The organism is Streptomyces sp. TRM49041 (assembly GCF_008271805.1).
Lineage (GTDB): Bacteria > Actinomycetota > Actinomycetes > Streptomycetales > Streptomycetaceae > Streptomyces.
Genome location: NZ_VSRY01000165.1, coordinates 66,741 through 86,138, shown reverse-complemented (window position 1 = coordinate 86,138; position 19,398 = coordinate 66,741). Strand labels below are relative to the sequence as shown.

General features: G+C 72.3%; 10 protein-coding genes and 2 pseudogenes. 6 read left to right on the top strand and 6 right to left on the bottom strand.

Annotation, left to right across the window (positions count from 1 at the left end):
- The first annotated feature begins 52 nt into the window (after positions 1-52).
- A complete protein-coding gene (locus tag FVS66_RS28375) occupies positions 53-256 on the top strand; it encodes a hypothetical protein (protein ID WP_149184079.1) in 204 nt (67 codons plus the stop codon).
- 360 nt (positions 257-616) lie between these two features.
- Positions 617-2,656 carry a M4 family metallopeptidase gene (locus FVS66_RS28370; RefSeq protein WP_149184078.1) on the top strand — a complete coding sequence of 680 codons (2,040 nt, stop codon included), beginning with the start codon at positions 617-619 and terminating at the stop codon, positions 2,654-2,656.
- A 253-nt stretch (positions 2,657-2,909) separates the two neighbouring features.
- On the opposite strand, the gene glgP is transcribed toward FVS66_RS28370, so the two are convergent.
- The 6 genes from glgP to FVS66_RS28340 all read right to left on the bottom strand — a co-directional run bounded on the left by glgP (position 2,910) and on the right by FVS66_RS28340 (position 12,556).
- Positions 2,910-5,558 (bottom strand): alpha-glucan family phosphorylase, encoded by a 2,649-nt coding sequence (gene glgP, locus FVS66_RS28365; protein WP_149184077.1) that lies wholly within the window; start codon positions 5,556-5,558, stop codon positions 2,910-2,912.
- A gap of 134 nt (positions 5,559-5,692) precedes the next feature.
- Positions 5,693-7,228 (bottom strand): flavin-dependent oxidoreductase, encoded by a 1,536-nt coding sequence (locus FVS66_RS28360; RefSeq protein ID WP_149184076.1) that lies wholly within the window; start codon positions 7,226-7,228, stop codon positions 5,693-5,695.
- Positions 7,229-7,242: 14 nt separating this feature from the next.
- A complete protein-coding gene (locus FVS66_RS28355) occupies positions 7,243-8,367 on the bottom strand; it encodes a monodechloroaminopyrrolnitrin synthase PrnB family protein (RefSeq protein ID WP_149184075.1) in 1,125 nt (374 codons plus the stop codon).
- A 120-nt stretch (positions 8,368-8,487) separates the two neighbouring features.
- On the bottom strand, positions 8,488-9,966 hold the full coding sequence (locus FVS66_RS28350) for an MFS transporter (RefSeq protein WP_262387266.1): 1,479 nt from the start codon (positions 9,964-9,966) through the stop codon (positions 8,488-8,490).
- A 27-nt stretch (positions 9,967-9,993) separates the two neighbouring features.
- Positions 9,994-11,454 (bottom strand): 4-hydroxyphenylacetate 3-hydroxylase N-terminal domain-containing protein, encoded by a 1,461-nt coding sequence (locus FVS66_RS28345; protein WP_262387265.1) that lies wholly within the window; start codon positions 11,452-11,454, stop codon positions 9,994-9,996.
- Between the two features lie 148 nt (positions 11,455-11,602).
- Positions 11,603-12,556, bottom strand: a complete 954-nt coding sequence (locus FVS66_RS28340) for an AraC family transcriptional regulator (RefSeq protein WP_149184074.1) — start codon at positions 12,554-12,556, stop codon at positions 11,603-11,605.
- Between the two features lie 136 nt (positions 12,557-12,692).
- Between FVS66_RS28340 and FVS66_RS28335 the strand changes: the two genes are divergently transcribed.
- The 4 genes and pseudogenes from FVS66_RS28335 to FVS66_RS36295 all read left to right on the top strand — a co-directional run.
- Positions 12,693-13,604 (top strand): SDR family oxidoreductase, encoded by a 912-nt coding sequence (locus tag FVS66_RS28335; protein WP_149184073.1) that lies wholly within the window; start codon positions 12,693-12,695, stop codon positions 13,602-13,604.
- Positions 13,605-13,901: 297 nt separating this feature from the next.
- On the top strand, positions 13,902-15,893 hold the full coding sequence (locus FVS66_RS28330; protein WP_149184175.1) for an alpha-1,4-glucan--maltose-1-phosphate maltosyltransferase: 1,992 nt from the start codon (positions 13,902-13,904) through the stop codon (positions 15,891-15,893).
- Positions 15,890-17,581 (top strand): annotated as a pseudogene (gene treS, locus FVS66_RS28325) (maltose alpha-D-glucosyltransferase); the annotation flags it as partial. The gene FVS66_RS28330 and the pseudogene treS, both read left to right, overlap by 4 nt.
- A gap of 374 nt (positions 17,582-17,955) precedes the next feature.
- A pseudogene (locus FVS66_RS36295) lies at positions 17,956-19,323 on the top strand (maltokinase); the annotation flags it as partial.
- Positions 19,324-19,398 lie beyond the last annotated feature (75 nt).

Genomic DNA, 19,398 nt, shown 5'->3' with positions numbered 1-19,398 from the left:
CACCTACCTCCCCGGAGAGACGACCGGCACCGGTGAGGTCAAGAACGGCTTCGTGCACGTTCACGTCGTCATGGTTCATCGACGCCGACGCGCCGACCCGTGTGCGCGTGCTGATCGAAGAGGAAACCGACGCCGCGCGGCGCGGCGCGGCGACAAGAAGCCGATCACCCGCAGCGAGTGCACCGACTACTGCCCCGATTCCTCCAGCGCGGTCCCGGCCGTCCTCGCCACCCGGCACAGCCACCGGGTGGCCTGACCACCTCGAACGGCTGTGCCCGGCCGACTTCTTCAGCGGGTTGTACCGCATGGTGCCGTCGCTGTCGCTTCTTCATCAGCCGCAGCAGAGCGGCCCGCTCGACCGCGCTCATCCGGTCGCGGACGCCATTGCCGGGCCGCAGTGTCGTCCGGAGCGGCCAACGGCCGCCCATTGTCCGGTTAACGGATATGACATTTCAGGCAACGGACGAATTCTGGCCAAGTTTTTGACGCGGTCCTGACAGATGCCCATGTCCGGTGCCACTCTTCCCCCATTCTCCGCACGTTGCTCCGCCAGCTCTTCTTGCACCTCCCGAGGGCACACCCAGCCCCCGGTACCCCCCTCGCAAAAGGAGTCCGCGTGAGATCCACGCCAAGCCGTCGCGCCACCGCGACCGGCGCTCTGATAGCCGCCTCGGCCATGCTCGCCGTGGGTGTCCAGACCGGGTCGGCCACCGCCGCCGACGCATGGGCCACCGCCGCCCCCACGAGCCAGGCCGCGGGACAGGCCGACCCCGGGGCCCTGCCCGCCGACCTCTCCCCCGCCCAGCGCACCGCGCTGATCCGCGCCGCCGACGCGGGCAAGGCGGCGACCGCCAGGGAACTCCGCCTCGGCGCGCAGGAGAAGCTCGTCGTCCGCGATGTCGTCCAGGACCGCGACGGCACCACCCACACGCGCTACGAGCGCACCTACGCGGGCCTGCCCGTACTCGGCGGCGACCTCGTCGTCACCGAGTCGAAGGCGGGGGCGACGCGGAGCGTCACCAAGGCGTCCCGCGCGGAGCTCAGGAACGTCGGCACCGGCGCGAGCCTCGCGCCCGCCGCCGCCGAGCGGCAGGCCGTCACCGCCGCCCGGGCCGAGGGGTCCAAGGCGACCGAGGCCGAGCGGGCACCCCGCAAGGTCGTATGGCTCGCGGACGGCGACCCCGTCCTCGCGTACGAGACGGTCGTCGGCGGCCTCCAGCACGACGGCACCCCGAACGAGCTGCACGTCGTGACCGACGCCCGCACCGGTGCCAAGCTGTACGAGTGGCAGGCCGTCCACAACGGCACCGGCAACACCATGTACAGCGGCCAGGTCACCCTCGGCACCGCGCAGTCGGGGAGCTCGTACAACCTCACCGACACCGCACGCGGCAACCACAAGACGTACAACCTCAACCGGGGCACCTCCGGCACCGGGAGCCTGTTCTCCGGCTCCGACGACGTCTGGGGCAACGGCTCCCCGTCCAACCTGGAGACCGCGGGGGCAGACGCCCACTACGGCGCCGCGCTCACCTGGGACTACTACAAGAACGTCCACGGGCGCAGCGGCATACGCGGCGACGGCGTCGGTGCCTACTCGCGGGTCCACTACGGCAACAACTACGTCAACGCCTTCTGGCAGGACAGCTGCTTCTGCATGACGTACGGCGACGGCTCCGGCAACTCCAAGCCACTGACGTCCATCGACGTCGCCGCCCACGAGATGACCCACGGGCTCACGTCGAACACCGCCGGGCTGCGCTACAGCGGCGAGTCGGGCGGCCTCAACGAGGCGACCTCCGACATCTTCGCCGCCGCCGTCGAGTTCTACGCCGACAACACCCAGGACAAGGGCGACTACCTCGTCGGCGAGAAGATCGACATCCGTGGCGACGGCACCCCGCTGCGCTACATGGACAAGCCGAGCAGGGACGGCAAGTCCAAGGACTTCTGGTACTCCGGTATCGGCAGCATCGACGTCCACTACTCGTCGGGCCCCGCCAACCACTGGTACTACATGCTCTCCGAGGGCAGCGGGAAGAAGACGGTCAACGGCGTCGACTACGACTCGCCGACCTCCGACGGGCTGCCCGTCACCGGCATCGGCCGTGACAAGGCGTCGCTGATCTGGTTCAAGGCGCTCACCACCAAGTTCACCAGCACCACCAACTACGCGGGCGCCCGCACCGGCACGGTCGCCGTCGCCACCGAGCTGTACGGCGCCGACAGCGCCGAGGTGAAGGCCGTCGAGAACGCCTGGGCCGGCATCAATGTGGGCTCCCGCCCCGGTGACCCGGGCGAGCCCGGCGGCACGGTCTTCGAGAACACCGCCGATGTGAACATCCCCGACCTGGGCACCGCGTCCTCGTCCGTCACCGTCAGCGGCGTCACGGGCCGGGCCCCGTCGAGCCTCAAGGTCGGCGTGGACATCGTCCACACCTGGCGCGGCGACCTCGTCATCGACCTCGTCGCCCCGGACGGCAGCGCCTACCGGCTGAAGAACGCCAGCGGCGGGGACTCCGCCGACAACGTCAAGGAGACGTACACCGTCGACGCGTCCAGCGAGAACGCCAACGGCACCTGGCAGCTCCGCGTGCGGGACACGGCCCGCTACGACACCGGGTACATCAACAGCTTCAAGCTGACGTTCCCGTAGGCCACATCCCGCACCGCACCGCACCGCTCAGCACACGGCCGCCCGGGGGATCGCCCCCGGGCGGCCGCTCGCGTTCGCCGCGCCCCGTGCTCCTCCTCCGGTACCGCACCCGTATCCGCCGGACGGCCGAGTGCGGTCCGGACCCCAGGACGATGTCCCGGGCCCGCCGGGGCGGCAGGGTGGGTGCCGCGGCCCGTCGCCCCCCACGAGGGGAGGGGGCGACGGCCACAAGCGGCGCGGGAGGTCACCGGGGTCAGCGCATCAGGACCCCCGCGCCCTCCGCCGTGGACTCCGTCGGCAGCGCCACCAGGCCCAGGTCCGCGCCCACCGCGACCAGCCGGTGGGCGGGCAGCACGCGGACCGTGTAGCCGAACGGGCCGGTGCGGTCCAGGCTCAGCGGGCCCTCGTACACCCAGCGGCCCTGCTGGTCCGGGCCGGTGCCGCCGCCCGCGGGCTTCAGCGGGAACATACGGGCGTCGGCCAGCGAGTCATGGGTGTCCACCCGCCCGGCGACCGCCTGGACCTCCACGTCCTCCGGGAGCAGGTCGCCCAGGGTCACCCGGACCCGCAGAGCGAGCGTGGAGCCCAGTTCGGCGACCTCGCTCGTCTCGTCCACCTCGACGTGGTCGACGGCCACGCCCGGCCAGGCCGTGCGCACCCGGGACTTCCACTCGGCCAGCTCCCGCGCCGCCTCCGGGTCCAGCGACCGGTGGGCCAGCGCCGCCGGGGTGTAGAGGCGCTCCACGTACTCCCGCACCATCCGGCCGGCCAGCACCTTCGGCCCGAGGGACGTGATCGTGCGGCGGACCATCTCGATCCACCGCTCGGGCAGCCCGTTCGCGCCCCGGTCGTAGAAGCGCGGCGCCACCCGCTGCTCGATCAGCTCGTACAGGGCATGCGCCTCCAGGTCGTCCCGCCGGTCCTCGTCGGTCGTCGGCCCGTCGGCGGTGGGGATCGCCCAGCCGAAGTCCGGGTCGTACCACTCGTCCCACCAGCCGTCCCGTACGGACAGGTTGAGGCAGCCGTTGAGTGCGGCCTTCATGCCGCTCGTACCGCACGCCTCCAGGGGGCGGAGGGGGTTGTTCAGCCAGACGTCGCAGCCCGGGTAGAGCTTCTTCGCCATCGCCATGCCGTAGTCGGGCAGGAAGACGATGCGGTGGCGTACGCGCGGGTCGTCGGCGAACCGGACCATCTCCCGCACCAGCCGCTTGCCGCCGTCGTCCGCCGGGTGGGCCTTCCCCGCGACGACGATCTGCACGGGGCGGGTCGGGTGCAGCAGCAGCTCACGGAGCCGGTCGCGGTCGCGGAGCATCAGCGTGAGCCGTTTGTACGAGGGGACGCGGCGGGCGAAGCCGATGGTCAGGATGTCCGGGTCGAGGACCCCGTCGATCCAGCCCAGCTCGGCGGCGCCGGCGCCGCGCTCCTGCCAGGACGCGCGCAGCCGGGTGCGCACCTCGTGCACCAGCTGCTCGCGCAGCTCGCGGCGGAGCTCCCAGACGGCGGAGTCGTCGATGTCGGCGACGGAGTCCCAGCGCTCGGAGCCGCCGACGCTGAGGGCGTCCTCGGCGCGCTGGGCGCCGATCTGCCGGGCGCCGAGGCGGACCACCTCGGGCGCCACCCACGTGGGGGCGTGGACGCCGTTCGTGATGGAGGTGATCGGCACCTCCTCCGCGTCGAAGCCCGGCCACAGGCCCGCGAACATCGACCGGCTGACCGCGCCGTGGAGGGTGGACACGCCGTTGGCGCGCTGGGCGAGGCGCAGACCCATGACCGCCATGTTGAAGAGGTTCGGTTCACCGCCGGGGTACGTCTCGCGGCCCAGCTGGAGGATGCGGCTCAGGTCCACACCCGGCAGCTCGGCGCCCGGGCCGAAGTGGCGGGCGACCAGGTCGCGGTCGAACCGGTCGATGCCGGCCGCGACGGGCGTGTGCGTGGTGAACACCGTGCCCGCGCGGACGGCCTCCAGGGCGGCGTCGAAGTCGGTGCCCCCGTCGGTGAGCTCCCGGATGCGCTCCAGACCGAGGAACCCGGCGTGCCCCTCGTTGGTGTGGAACACCTCGGGGGCGGGGTGGCCGGTGAGGTCGCAGTAGGCCCGCACGGCCCGTACTCCTCCTATCCCCAGCAGCATCTCCTGGAGGAGCCGGTGTTCGCTGCCGCCGCCGTAGAGGCGGTCGGTGACGTCCCGTTCGCCGGAGCCGTTCTCCTCGACGTCCGAGTCGAGCATCAGCAGCGGGACCCGGCCGACCTGCCCCACCCACACGTGGGCGTGGAGGGAGCGTCCGCCGGGCAGGGCGAGGGAGACCCGGACGGGCGTGGAGTCGGGTCGGCGCAGCAGGGTGAGGGGCAGCTCGTTGGGGTCGAGGAGCGGGTAGTGCTCCTGCTGCCAGCCGTCGCGGGAGAGGGACTGGCGGAAGTAGCCGTGCCGGTAGAGCAGGCCGACGCCGATGAGGGGGACGCCGAGGTCGCTGGCGGCCTTGAGGTGGTCGCCGGCGAGGATGCCGAGGCCGCCGGAGTACTGGGGCAGGGCGGCGGTGACCCCGAACTCGGGCGAGAAGTAGGCGATGGCCGCGGGTGGCGGAGCGTCGCCGTCCGGGCCTTGGGCGGGCTGGTTCTGGTACCAGCGGCGGCCGCGCAGATAGTCGTCGAGATCGTCGGCGGCGGCGTTCAGGCGGCGCAGGAAGCGCCGGTCCTTGGCGAGTTCGCCGAGCCGCGCGGCGGAGACGGAGCCGAGGAGCCGGACCGGGTCGCCGCCGGCCGCACGCCACCCCTCGGGGTCCACGGCCTGGAAGAGCTCTCGGGTCTCGGCATGCCAGGACCAGCGCAGATTGCGCGCGAGGTCACTGAGTGGTCGGAGTGGGTCGGGCAGGACGGGGCGCACGGTGAATCGACGGATGGCCTTCACGTGTTCCACCTTCGCAGGGGAGATACGTACAGTGGCGGACGCACCACGGTATGCGTCCGCCGTCCTGCTCCGACGGTAGTGCCACGACGACGCGCACGGCCATGGCGCACGGCGCATGTGGCACCGGGGGCGCACTAGGGGAGCGCGCGGACCGGGGTGTCGCGCGGGGTGTCGCGCCCGGAGTCACGCCGGGTACCACGCGGGGTGCCACGGGGCGGCGTGTCGCGGCGCGGGGTCCGGCGGGACGGGACGTCGTACGGCGAGCCGAGGTTCACCGTCTCCGGGTCGAACGCGCCGGTCGCCGCGTAGCGGGCGGCGATGGCACGGCGTTCGTCCGGCGGGATGACGTCGTCGATGTCGGTGAAGCCGCCGGGGGCCCGCTCGTGCGCCAGGTTGATGACGACCTCCGGCCCGAGGCGCCGGTTGGCTCGCTGAAGCTCCGTCATGGCGGGGCGGCGTTCGGCCTCGTACGCGGCGAGCGCTTCCCCCGGGTCGGGGTGTACGGCCAGGGCGTGGGCGAGGGCACGGGAGTCGATGATCGACTGGGTGGCGCCGTTGGAGCCTATGGGGTACATGGCGTGGGCGGCGTCGCCGATCAGGGTCGTACGGCCGTGGCTCCAGCGGGCGAGGGGTTCGCGGTCCACCATGGGGTATTCGTACGCGCCGTCGGCCGCGCGCAGAACCTCCGGGACACTGACCCCGCCGAACTCCCAGCCCTCGTAGTGTTCGAAGAACCGGCCGACCGGGACAGGCCGGTTCCAGTCCCCGAGGAAGCGCTCGTCGACGGCGTCGGCCGGCATGGAGAGCGCCCAGTTGACGAGGACCTCGGGGCGGCGCAGCGACGGCTCCGTCATCGGGTAGACCACGGCCTTCTGGCGGTCGTCGCCCGCGATGAACATGAACGAGCCGGTGCGCCGGGCGTCCATGCTGGACACCCCCCGCCATACGAGCATGCCGTTCCACGGCGGTTCGCCCTCGTCGGGGTGGAGGGCGGTGCGGACGGCCGAGCGGATGCCGTCGGCGCCGATCAGCACGTCCGGTTCGAGGGCGGCGAGGCTGCGGGTGCCGTCGCAGCGGTGCTCGATGCGCACCCGCGGCCGTGCGCCGCCCAGCGGCTGCTCCACACCGGTGACGCGGACGCCGGTGACGAGCGCGCCGGGCCCGAGGCGTTCCCGGACGGTGTCGGCGAGGACGCGCTGGAGGTGCGCGCGGTGCACGGACAGCTGCGGCCAGCGGTAGCCGGCGCGCACGCCGCGTTCCTCGCGGGCGACGAGGGCGCCGCACCGGTGGTAGTACCGCAGCTCGCGGGTGCGGACGGCGTCGGTCTCCAGCCGGTCGAGCACTCCGAGCGCGTCGAGTTCCCGCACGGCGTTGGGCATCAGGTTCAGCCCGGCGCCGACGGGCCGTATCTCGGGCGCCGCCTCGACGACGGTGACCCGCCCGAACCCGGCGGCGTGCAGCGCGAGCGCGACGGTGAGCCCGGCGACACCGCCACCGGCGACGAGGATGTCGGGCGTCGTGCCGCGGGCGGCCGTGGCGCGGGTCGCCGCACGGGGGGCCGTGGAGGCCGGGTCCGGGTCCGGGTCCGGGGCGGCGGCCGGGGCCGGGGCCGAGCCGTGCCGGATGGTCAGGGTGCCGTCCGGTTCGCGCGGGGTGGTGTTCTGGGTCATGTCCCGTGGTCCTCTCAGGCGGCCGGGGTGCGGGGGAGGACCGTGGCGCGGCGCACCAGGGTCTCGTTGTCCCGGGTCAGGTCGAGGACGCCGCGGAGGAGGGCGACGGGGGCGCCGCCGCTGCCGGCCTCGTACAGGCGCAGGTCGTCGTGGTAGGCCTTGCGGGCGATGCCGAGGTGGCGGGCGCGGAAGGTCTTCAGGAGGCGCAGCACCCGGGCCAGGGAGACGGCGGACGCGGTGAGCTGGGGCGACAGCCGGTGCGTGGTCTCCCAGCTGAGCGCCGCGGAGAGCTTGCCGACGGCGGAGGCGCCGCCCCGGTGCGCGGCGTGGAAGGCGCGCCACGACGGCAGGCTGTACTGGACCGACTCCTCCAGGAACGCGTCGTACCGCGGGTCGGAGCGGTCGCTCTGCCAGAGCGTCAGATCGACGAGCCAGAGGGGTACCTGGGCGGCCGCGGGGCCCAGGTAGTCGCGCCCTGCCACGTCGATCTCCTCGAAGTACGGGCGGAGGACACGGGCGAAGAACTCGGGCGTGACGTTGGCGACGGTGAAGTCGATCGAGTCGACCATCGACTGGACGTGCTGTGCGGTGCGGTCCAGTGCGAGGGCGAACCCGGGGTCGTACGGTTCGAGGCGGGCCAGCTCGCCGCAGGTGTCGAGCGCTGCGACGAGGCTGGGGAACACCATGCTGACGGCGTCCTGGAGGTGGGCCTCCATCTCCGCGCCGGTGTATGTGCGGCGGCGCCGGCCGAGCGGGTTCCAGGTGGTGTAGTGGTGGACGGTGTCGCGGGGCACCATGCCGGTGCGGCGGCCCAGCTCTTCCAGGACGGGCAGCACCTCGGGGACGGCGGCGACGGGCTCGGCGCCGTGGCGCTTGAGGGAGCCGAGCAGCAGCCCCAGGTCGCGCATCCCGGCGAGGGCCTCCACGACGCTCCACTCGGCGACCCGGTCGAGGTCGGGGGCGAGGGCGCGCAGGGCAACGGTGAGCGCGGCCACGTCGGCGTCCCGGTTCATGCCGGGGACGGCGGCGAGCAGCGCGTCGGCGCCGAGCGGGTCGGCGGCGCGTATCTCGGATATCCGGTAGCGCGGTTCGGCGCAGGCGATGACGAGTCCGGGCTCGACTAGGTCGTAAAGGGTCAACGAAGGCCCCTCTCGGGCACGTGTGGATGAGGTGGTGTCGCGGTCGGCTCCGGCGGGCAGGGCGCGGCGGGGTGCCCGGCGGTGAGCCGCCGGGTCCCCGCCGCCCGGGCCGCCGGGCAGTCACCGCGGGTCGCCGGCCCGGTCCTGGCGCAGGCTCGCCGCCGCTGGGGCTCCCCCCTGCTCGAACGGAGGTGGGAGCTCGGGGGAGGGGGACGGCAGGCGCAGCCGCACGGAGAGCAGGGCGGCCGCTGCCGCGAAGGCGGCGCCGACGAGCAGGGCCGCACGGAAGCCGGTGGTCTGGGCGAGTGGGGTCGCCGTCTCGGTGAGGGGGGTGCCCCCCGCTCGAACGAGGTCGAGAGCTCGGGGGAAGGCGGTGGCGACGGCCACGAGGGTGGCGAGGCCCAGCACTGAGCCGAACTGCTGGCTGGTGTTGACGAGGCCGGAGGCGAGCCCGGTCTCGTGGGGCGCCGCCTCCGCCGTGGCGGCCACATTGGTGGTGACCATGACCAGCGGAAGGGCGGCGCCGAGGACGAGGCTGGGCGCGAGGACGGTGCCGGCGAACGTGCCGTCGGCGGAGAGCGCGAGCGCCAGCCACACCATGCCGGCCAGCAGCAGCGTGAAGCCGAGCGTCATGGTCCGGGTGAGGCCGAGCCGGGCGATGATCCGGCCGGTCTGCGGGGCGGTCGCGACGACGACCAGCGAGAGCGGCAGCAGGCCGAGGCCGCCGAGCAGCGGGGAGTACCCGAGGACGCTCTGCAGGTAGAGGCTCACCAGGAAGAACATGGGGAACAGCGCCATCTGGGCGAGCGCGCTCAGCCCGTTGGCCAGGCGCAGCGCGGGGCGTCTCAGCACGGCGGGCGGCACGAGCGGCCGGGCGACCCGGGTCTCCAGCAGGGCGAACGCGGCCAGGAGGGCGAGCCCGGCGACGCCCGCGAGGGGGCTGCGGGCGACGAGGGCGTACGCGACGAGGCCGAGCCCGGCGGTCGCGGTGAACGCGCCGAGCGCGTCGAAGCCGGGCTCGGCGGCGGGCGCGGAGCCGGCCGGCAGCCGGAGCGCGAGGGCGGCCATGAGGACGGCGAGGGCGACGTTGAGCCAGAACGTGGAGCGCCAGCCCAGCAGGTCGGTGAGTACCCCGCCCAGGACGGTGCCCAGGACCCCGCCGAGGCCGCCCATGGCGGCGAACACGCCCAGCGCGCGATGCCGGGCGGGGCCGTCCGGGAAGAGGTTGAGCAGCAGCGCGAACGCGGCGGCCGCGGCGAGCGCCGCCCCGACGCCCTGCGCGGCTCGGGCCGCGACGAGCGTCGCCGCCGAGCCGGCGAGCGCTCCGGCGGCGGAGGCGGCGGCGAGCAGGCCGAGGCCGGTGACGAACAGTCGGCGGTGGCCGAGTAGGTCGGCGGCGCGGCCGCCGAGGAGGAGCAGGCCGCCGAAGGAGATGAGATAGGCGTTGGCGACCCAGGAGAGGGTGGTGGAGCTCGCGGTGAGGTCGTGGCCGACGGACGGGAGGGCGACGTTGACGATCGCCGTGTCCATGATGAGAAGGAGCTGCGTGGAGGCGAGCAGTGCGAGCGCCCCCCGCGCTCCGTGCACGTCACCTGCCACGGTGTCTCCCCGCCGGACGGGGGGCGCTCACCGGGGCGTCCCGGTCGACAGGTCGTAGCCGTCCAGGCACGCCCGGGCCAACCCCTCGCAGGCCGCCCCGTCGCCCTCCCATGCCTGCTGCATGAGGGCGACGTGCGGGGCGCCGTGGTAGAAGCGCTCGTACTGTTCGTGGCGGCCGGCGAACTCGGAGCCCAGCGCGTCCCAGGCGAGCTTCAGCAGCTTGACGCGCTCCTCGGCCGGAGTGCCGGGCGAGCGGACGTACTTGCGGAGGAGCGGGCCGAGTTCCGGGTGGAGGAGGTCCTCGCCGGACGCGGGGAGCTGGATGAGCCCGCCGCCCGCCAGGAGCTTGATGTCCTGGACGGCCTGCGGGTACAGCTCCGCGGCCATGATGCGCTGCGCGAGTGAGATGTCTTTGCCGGGCGCCACCCCACCGCGCCCGCCGTCGACCTGCTCGTACGACGCCTCGGCGGCCAGCACGAACGCCTTGGCCTGCGCGACCCTGCCGAGGAGCCGGCCGATGGTCTGGGTGACGGGCGGCAGCTCGTATGTGTTGTTCGCCTTGGCCAGCAGGATGGCGATGCCGGTGAGGAACTCCAGCTTGGTCCAGAACCGGGTGGCCGCCTGGTGGACGAAGTTCCGGAACGCCGGGGTGTGCCACCACATGCGGAACGACGCGTCGACGTCCCGGTAGGTGAGGACGTTCTCCCACGGCACGAACACGTCCTCGCAGACCAGCAGCGCGTCGTTCTCGTCGAACCGCGACGACAGCGGGTTGTCGAAGACGCTGCGCGCCCGGGCCTCGTAGGAGGTGCGCGACAGCAGCTTCACCCCGGGTGTGGCGAGGGGCAGCGAGAAGGTGACGGCGTGGTCGGCGTCCTGCGGCGGGAGCGGCTCGATGGTTCCGACGATCACCTCGTCGGCGAAGACGGCGGCGGTGCCGATCATCTTCGCGCCGCGCACCACGATCCCGCCGTCCTTCTCCGCGACGACCCGGACGACCAGATCGTCCTGCTCCTGCTCGGCCGCGGACCGGGTGCGGTCGATCTGCGGATTTGTGAGCGTGAACGCCGGATACAGATCACCTTCGGCCATCCGCCGGTGGTAGGCGAGGGCGGGCGCCGAGCCGTCGTACGTCGCGGTCGCGAACACTGCGGGCGCGGCGGCGAACCCGGCCGCGCCACCGGCCATGTAGTCGGGGGTCCGCCCGAGGAACCCGTACCCGGCCTCCGCCCACACCTTGTGGGCGGCGCGGCGGGCGACGAGGTCGTCGTACGAGCGGGGCACCAGATACGCCCGGTGGACGCCGTCCCGGGTGAGTACCGGGGTGTGCTCGGAGTCGTGCGCCAGGTCGTACAGGTGGGCGAGGGACGCGGCCGTGTTGCGGAAGGCGCGGTGCCCGGTGACGTCGTCGACCCGCTCGCCGTCGAGCCAAATCTCGCGGCCGTCGCGTAGCGACTGCAAGTAATCCTGACCGGACCTGGTCACCATGTCTCCTCTGGGGAACGGCTGTGCCGAGCAGAGCCTTTCCGCCCTTGGCCACCTGCGGCAATGAACGACCGTCCAGCGGTCCTTAAGAACCGGCCAGCCGTTGCCCGCCGTTGCGACCGGAATGTTCCGTACGCGGGCCGGGCCGCGCTCACGCGACCCTCGCCGCGTGGGACCGGTACTCCCCCGGGGTCTTGCCGAACCACTTGCGGAACGCCAGATGGAAGCCGACCGCGCTCTGGTAGCCGACGCGCTGCGGCACGGCCGACTGGGGCAGCGACGTCTCGCAGAGCAGCCGGGCCGCCTCCTGCATGCGGCGCCCCGTCAGATGCCGGGCGGGGGCCTCGCCGACGAGTTCGCGGAAGGCGGCCGTGAAGGCGGAGCGGGACATTCCCACCTCGCGGGCGAGCGACTCGATGGTCCAGGGCTCGGCGAATCTGGTGGCGATCATCACCATGGCGCGGCTGATGCCGGGGTGGCGGAGCACGGGCAGGACGGCCGGGTTCTCGGAGAAGTCGCGGAGCAGCGGGCGCAGGGCGAGGACGAGGGCCATCTCGAAGGCGCGCAGGGTGATGAGCCGGTCTCCGGGTCCGGTGGGCCGGTCGGGGGCGGCGAGGAGCCGGAGCGTGTCGCGGAGCAGCGGCTCGCGGTCGACCTGGGAGCGGTCCAGGACCAGTGCCCAGGGCAGCGCGCGGTAGAGGCCGGTGGCGGCGCTGGAGTCGTAGTGCAGCCCGGCGCAGAGCAGCCGGCTCTCGGGGCCCTCGCCGCCGATGCGGATCTCGCCGGAGGTGCCGGGCTGCCGCTCGGGCAGCACGGTCTTGAGGGGCACGCCCTGCCGGTCGGGCTGGTCGGAGAGCCGGTGGGCGGCGCCGGTCGGGAAGACGGCCAGGTCACCGGCGAGGAGTTGCTGCGCGGGATGGTCGGTGCCGCCGATCCAGCAGTCGCCCTCGACGACATAGTGGAGGACCGCGCAGCTCTGCTCCGCGTCCCCCTCGATGGCCCACGGGGCCCGTACGTGCCAGCGACTGTCGAACACCCCGGTGAGTCGGAGCGGTTTCAGCAGCTCACTCAGGAGGTCGTCGCCGTCGTTCCGCATGCTGTCCATGGACGATCCTTCAACCCCCGCCCCGGTTTGTTAATTGATCGGCCAAAGCCGCCGCCGCCAGCCTGAAAGGTGCCGTCTTGGCAGCTTCAGACACCCTATCGAAGGGCCCTTCAGGCATATGTCCGATCACATTCCGATGCGCGTCGCAGTCGTGGGCGCGACCGGCTTCCAGGGCGGCGCGATCGCCCGTCTCCTGGCCGAACGGAACCACCGGGTGCGGACCCTGTCGCGCCGCCCCGAGGGGGACCGGCCCCCGATGCCCGGCGTGGCCTGCGCATCCGGTGACCTGGGGCGGCCGGAGGACGTCCGGGCGATGTTCGAGGGCGCGACGCACGCCGCCGTGGCGATGCCGCTGGTGTACGACGAGGAGCGCGTCGCCCAGTACGCGCTGAACGTCGCGCACGCCGCCCGGGACGCCGGAGTGCGCCGGATCGTATACAACGCGAACACCCGTGTACCGGCCGGGAGGACGCATGTGGCGGCGTTCGAGACCCGGCGGGTCGCCGAGGAGGTGCTGCGCGACAGCGGCGTGCCCCTCGTCGTGGTCCGCCCGCCGGTCTACCTTGACAATCTGTTCAGCCCGTGGAACGGTCCGGCCCTCGTCAACGACGGGGTGCTCGCCTACCCGCTGCCCGCCCACACCCCGACCGCGTGGCTGTCCCACGAGGACCTGGCGGAGACGGTGTACGGGGCGCTCACCGCGGACGGCGTCGAGGGCCGGTCGTTCGACATCGGCGGCGCGCGGACGCTGACCGGTGACCATCTGGCGGCGGCCTTCGCGCGCGGCCTCGGCCGGTCCGTACACTATGTACCGCTGGAGCCCGCGGTGTTCGAGCGGAGTCTGGCGCGGGTGCTGGGCGACGACGCGGCGGCGGGTATCGCGGGCATCTACCACTACATGGCGACGGGCGCCGATCCGCTGCTGATGGCGGGCGACGACGGCACGGCGGCCCGGCTGCTCTCGGTCCGGCCCGCGCCGGTCGAGGACTGGATCACACGGCGTCCGTGGCAGGTGTGGGCGGAGGAGCCGAGCGGGGCCGAGCGGTGATCCCTCGCCCCTCCCTGGCGGCACGAAAGAGCGTCTGACACTCCCGACCGGTGAACCGGCCCCGTAATTCCATCGAACGGGGTCGGTTCTCGGCTGTCTGGCCGGACAACCCTACGTGTCGGTAGGTACTGAACCCCCGGATTGCCCACCCGAGAGGCATGGGAAGGCTCCTCCGGTACCCGCCCACCCGAGTGAACCCGGAGAGGAGCGGTGATGCCTGCGCAGCGCCATGCGTCAACAGAGCAGTTACAAAGAGCGATACCCCGTAAGCAACCCTCAGGTGATGCTGTGAACTCGCTGATTGGTCGCATTCCCGTCCTGGACGTTTCTCCCCTCGTCGACTGCGGTAGAAGCCCCGCCAAGGCGGTGGCCGGTGAGACCTTCCAGGTCACGGCCACGGTCTTCCGGGAGGGCCATGACGCGGTCGCCGCCGATGTGGTGCTGACCGACCCGTCCGGGCGGCCCGGCCCGTTCACCCCCATGAGAGAGCTGGCGCCCGGCACGGACCGGTGGGGCGCCGAGGTCACCCCCACCTGCGAGGGCCGCTGGACGTACCACGTCGAGGCGTGGAGCGACCCGGTGGCCACCTGGCGCCACGAGGCGGGTATCAAGATCCCCGCGGCTATCGACACGGACCTGGTCCTCGAGGAGGGCGCCGCGCTCCATGAGCGCGCGGCCGACGGCGTGCCGAAGGACGAAGACCGCGAGGCCGTCCTCGCCGCGGTCGACACCATGCGCGACGTGAGCCGTGCGCCCGCCGAACGGCTCGCGGCCGCGCTCACCACGGACGTCCGCGAGGCCCTGGCCCGTAACCCGCTGCGGGAACTGGTCACGGCGTCGAAGAGGTTGCCGCTGCTGGTGGAGCGGGAGCGGGCGCTGTACGGGTCGTGGTACGAGATGTTCCCCCGCTCCGAGGGCGCGCGGTACGACGAGGACGGCCGGCTGGTCTCCGGTACCCTCCGCACGGCCGCCGAGCGCCTGCCGGCGATCGCCGCGATGGGCTTCGACGTGGTGTACCTGCCTCCGATCCACCCGATCGGCGGCACGCACCGCAAGGGCCCGAACAACTCCCTGACGCCCGGGCCCGACGACCCGGGTGTGCCGTGGGCGATCGGCTCCGCCGAGGGCGGCCATGACGCCGTCCACCCGGACCTCGGCACGCCGGCGGACTTCGACGCGTTCGTGGCGCGCGCCCGTGAGCTGCGCATGGAGGTGGCGCTGGACTTCGCACTGCAGTGCTCCCCGGACCACCCCTGGGTGAAGCGGCGACCCGCGTGGTTCCACCACCGGGCCGACGGCACCATCGCGTACGCCGAGAACCCGCCTAAGAAGTACCAGGACATCTATCCGATCGCGTTCGACAAGGACATGCGGGGCATCGTCCGTGAGACGCTGCGAGTGCTGCGGCACTGGATGGCGCACGGCGTACGGATCTTCCGCGTCGACAATCCGCACACCAAGCCGGTGGTGTTCTGGCAGAAGGTCATCGCGAGCGTCAACCGCACCGACCCGGACGTCATCTTCCTGGCGGAGGCGTTCACCCGGCCCGCGATGATGCGGACGCTCGGCGCGATCGGCTTCCAGCAGTCGTACACGTACTTCACCTGGCGGAACACCAAGCAGGAGCTGACCGACTACCTCACGGAGCTGTCCGGCGAGGCCGCCTCGTACATGCGGCCGAACCTGTTCGTGAACACGCCGGACATCCTGCACGCCTACCTCCAGCACGGCGGCCGGGCGGCGTTCGAGGCGCGGGCGGTGCTGGCGGCGACGCTCTCGCCGACGTGGGGCATGTACGCCGGGTACGAGCTGTGCGAGAACACCCCGCTGCGGGAGGGCAGCGAGGAGTACCTCGACTCGGAGAAGTACCAGCTGCGGCCCAGGGACTGGGCGGCGGCCGAGCGGGAGGGCCGCAGCATCGCCCCGCTCGTCACCACGCTCAACCGGGTGCGGCGCCGCAACCCGGCGCTGCGGCGGCTGCGCAACCTGCGTTTCCACCACGCCGACAACGACGCGGTCATCGCGTACAGCAAGCGGACGGGGTCGAATGTGGTGGTGGTGGTCGTGAACCTCGATCCCCACCACACCCAGGAAGCGACGGTTTCGTTGAACATGCCGGAGCTCGGCCTGGACTGGCACGAGACCGTACCGGTGCGCGACGAGCTCACCGGCGAGACCTATCACTGGGGCAGGACCAATTACGTGCGCCTCGAGCCGGGTGCCACACCCGCGCACGTCCTCACGGTCCTGCGACCGTCTCCCCCGATCGGAGGGTCACCCACATCATGACCGTGAACGAGCCCGTCCACGACACGTTCGAGGACACCCCCGCCAAGGACCGGGACCCCGACTGGTTCAAGCGGGCCGTGTTCTACGAGGTGCTGGTCCGCTCCTTCCAGGACAGCAACGGCGACGGCATCGGCGACCTCAAGGGAATCACGGCCAAACTGGACTATCTGCAGTGGCTCGGCGTCGACTGCCTGTGGCTGCCGCCGTTCTTCAAGTCGCCGCTGCGGGACGGCGGTTACGACGTCGCGGACTACACGTCCGTGCTGCCGGAGTTCGGTGACCTGGCGGACTTCGTGGAGTTCGTGGACGCCGCCCATCAGCGCGGCATGCGGGTGATCATCGACTTCGTGATGAACCACACCAGCGACCAGCACCCGTGGTTCCAGGAGTCCCGCACCAACCCGGACGGCCAGTACGGCGACTACTACATCTGGGCCGACGACGACAAGCAGTACCAGGACGCCCGGATCATCTTCGTCGACACCGAGACGTCCAACTGGACCTTCGACCCGGTGCGCAAGCAGTACTACTGGCACCGGTTCTTCTCGCATCAGCCGGACCTCAACTACGAGAACCCGGCCGTCCAGCAGGAGATCCTCTCCGCACTGCGGTTCTGGCTGGACCTGGGCATCGACGGTTTCCGCCTCGACGCCGTGCCGTACCTCTACCAGGAGGAGGGCAGCAACTGCGAGAACCTGCCGCAGACGCACTCCTTCCTCAGGCGGGTCCGCAAGGAGATCGACGCGGCATACCCGGACACGGTGCTGCTCGCCGAGGCCAACCAGTGGCCGGAGGACGTCGTCGACTACTTCGGCGACTTCGCGGCCGGCGGCGACGAGTGCCACATGGCGTTCCACTTCCCGGTCATGCCGAGAATCTTCATGGCGGTCCGCCGGGAGTCCCGCTACCCCGTCTCCGAAATCCTGGCCAAGACGCCGGCGATCCCGGCGAACTGCCAGTGGGGCATCTTCCTGCGCAACCACGACGAGCTGACGCTGGAGATGGTCACCGACGAGGAGCGGGACTACATGTACGCGGAGTACGCCAAGGACCCGCGGATGCGCGCCAACATCGGCATCCGGCGGCGGCTGGCGCCGCTCCTCGACAACGACCGCAACCAGATCGAGCTGTTCACCGCGCTGCTGCTGTCGCTGCCCGGCTCGCCGATCCTGTACTACGGCGACGAGATCGGCATGGGCGACAACATCTGGCTGGGCGACCGGGACGCCGTGCGGACCCCGATGCAGTGGACGCCCGACCGGAACGCGGGCTTCTCGTCGTGCGACCCGGGACGGCTGTACCTGCCGACCATCATGGACCCGGTCTACGGCTACCAGGTGACGAACGTGGAGGCGTCGATGGCGTCGCCGTCGTCGCTGCTGCACTGGACGCGCCGGATGATCGAGATCCGTAAGCAGAACCCGGCTTTCGGGCTCGGCTCGTACACGGAGCTGCCGTCGTCGAACCCGGCGGTCCTCGCGTTCCTCCGCGAGTACGGCGACGACCTGGTGATGTGCGTGCACAACTTCTCGCGCTTCCCGCAGCCGACGGAGCTGGATCTGCGGCAGTTCAACGGGCTCCACCCGGTGGAGCTCATCGGCGGGGTCCGCTTCCCCGCGATCGGCGAGTGGCCGTATCTGCTCACCCTGGCAGGGCACGGCTTCTACTGGTTCCGGCTGCGGAAGGACACGGTGCTCCCCACGAAGGCGGCCGCGGGTTCCGCGAAGCAGTCGGCACGACCGCAAGCGGTACGGCCGCCGTCGGCGCGGTCGGCGCCGGACTCCGCGGAACCGGCGGAACCGGCGGAACCGGCCGTGCGGGCCATGAACTCCACAGATTCCTCCACCCGCTGACGGCGCGTCCTCACCCCCCACACCCCCACATCAGGGCGGGGCGTTTTCCTCGCTCCGCCCTGGGCACTGTCCCCCTCATACGTCGATTCGGGTTGATAAGGACCATCCCCGCCCGACACGTCCCGCACAGCCGGACAGCCCATGCCGCATTCCGGGACACTCTGCACGTTCTGTGCATTCTGTAGTACCCGGGGAAAGGACGCGCTGCCATGTCGGAGACCGCATCCACCGCCCGGGCACCCGTCGCCCTGCTGCCGTCACTGGCGCCGCTGCTCCATGAATGGCTGCCGCGGAGACGATGGTTCGCCGGGAAGGGTCGGCCGGTCACCGGCTTCGCCCTCGTCTCGGCGACCGAACTGCTGCCGGTCGACACCGCCGGGCCGGGCCTGCTGCACCTGCTGGTCCGCGTGCAGCAGCCCGGTCTCGCCGCCATGTCCGCGTCGCCCGGCGACTGCTACCAGCTGCTGCTGGGCGTACGCGACACCCTGCCCCCGCAGCTGGCGCCCGCCCTGATCGGGCACGTCACCGAGGGGCCGCTGGCCGGGCGCGCCGTGTACGAGGCGCTCAGCGACCCGCGCCTCACGGCGCTGCTCCTGGAGCGGCTGCGCGCACCGGGCCCGATCGGCCCGCTGCACTTCCACCGCACGGTGGCCATCCCCGACGGGCTCACACCACGCGTCCTGGACACCGAGCAGTCGAACACGTCGCTCGTGTACGGCGACGCGTACATCCTGAAGATCTTCCGGCGGATCCACCCCGGCGCCAACCCGGACCTGGAGCTGCCGCTCGCGCTCGCCCGGGCCGGCTGCGCCCGGGTGCCCGCGCCCGTCGCCTGGTACGAGGCGGGGGCCGGCCGCCCGGACGGCGCCACGCTCGGGGTCCTCCAGCCGTATCTGCGCGGCTCCCGGGACGGCTGGCAACTGGCGCTGGACGCGCTGGCTGAGGGGCGCGACTTCACCATGGAGGCCCGGGCGCTGGGCCGCGCCACCGCCGAGGTCCACACCGCCCTGGCGGACGCGCTGCCGACGATCACGCTGGCCCGGAGCCAGGCGCAGAACCTGGCCGTCGCGATGAGCCGCCGTCTGGACGCCGCCACGCAGGCGGTGCCCGCGCTCATGCCGTACGTCCCCGGGCTGCGCGCCGCCTTCGAGGCGGTCGCCGCACTCGCCGAGAACGGCAGCACATGGGGGACCCAACGGGTCCACGGCGACCTGCACCTGGGGCAGGCGCTGCGCACGCCGGACGGCGACTGGACGCTGATCGACTTCGAGGGCGAGCCCACGAAGCCCCTCGCCGAGCGCCGCCGCCCGCAGCCGCCGGTGCGGGACGTGGCGGGGATACTCCGCTCCTTCGACTACGCGGCCCACTCCCACCACCCCTGGAACGCGGAGTGGGCGGACCGCTGCCGCGACGCGTACTGCACGGGCTACGCCGAGGCGTCCGGCCACGACCCGCGCGCCGAGCCGGAACTGCTGCGCGCCTACGAGACCGACAAGGCGGTGTACGAGGTCGTCTACGAGGCCCGCCACCGCCCCGACTGGCTCCCGGTCCCCATGTCCGCCATCCGCCGTCTCTCCACCCCCCGGCCGACGGCGCCCCGGCCTCCGGGCAACCCGTCGGCCCGACACCGCCCGACCGCCCCGGCCGCGGAC

Bases quoted from the DNA above. Each gene is read 5' to 3' on its own strand.
- FVS66_RS28360 (WP_149184076.1), bottom strand. From the start codon at position 7,228: ATGACCCAGAACACCACCCCGCGCGAACCGGACGGCACCCTGACCATC.
- FVS66_RS28345 (WP_262387265.1), bottom strand. From the start codon at position 11,454: ATGGTGACCAGGTCCGGTCAGGATTACTTGCAGTCGCTACGCGACGGC.
- FVS66_RS28340 (WP_149184074.1), bottom strand. From the start codon at position 12,556: ATGGACAGCATGCGGAACGACGGCGACGACCTCCTGAGTGAGCTGCTG.
- FVS66_RS28335 (WP_149184073.1), top strand. From the start codon at position 12,693: ATGCGCGTCGCAGTCGTGGGCGCGACCGGCTTCCAGGGCGGCGCGATC.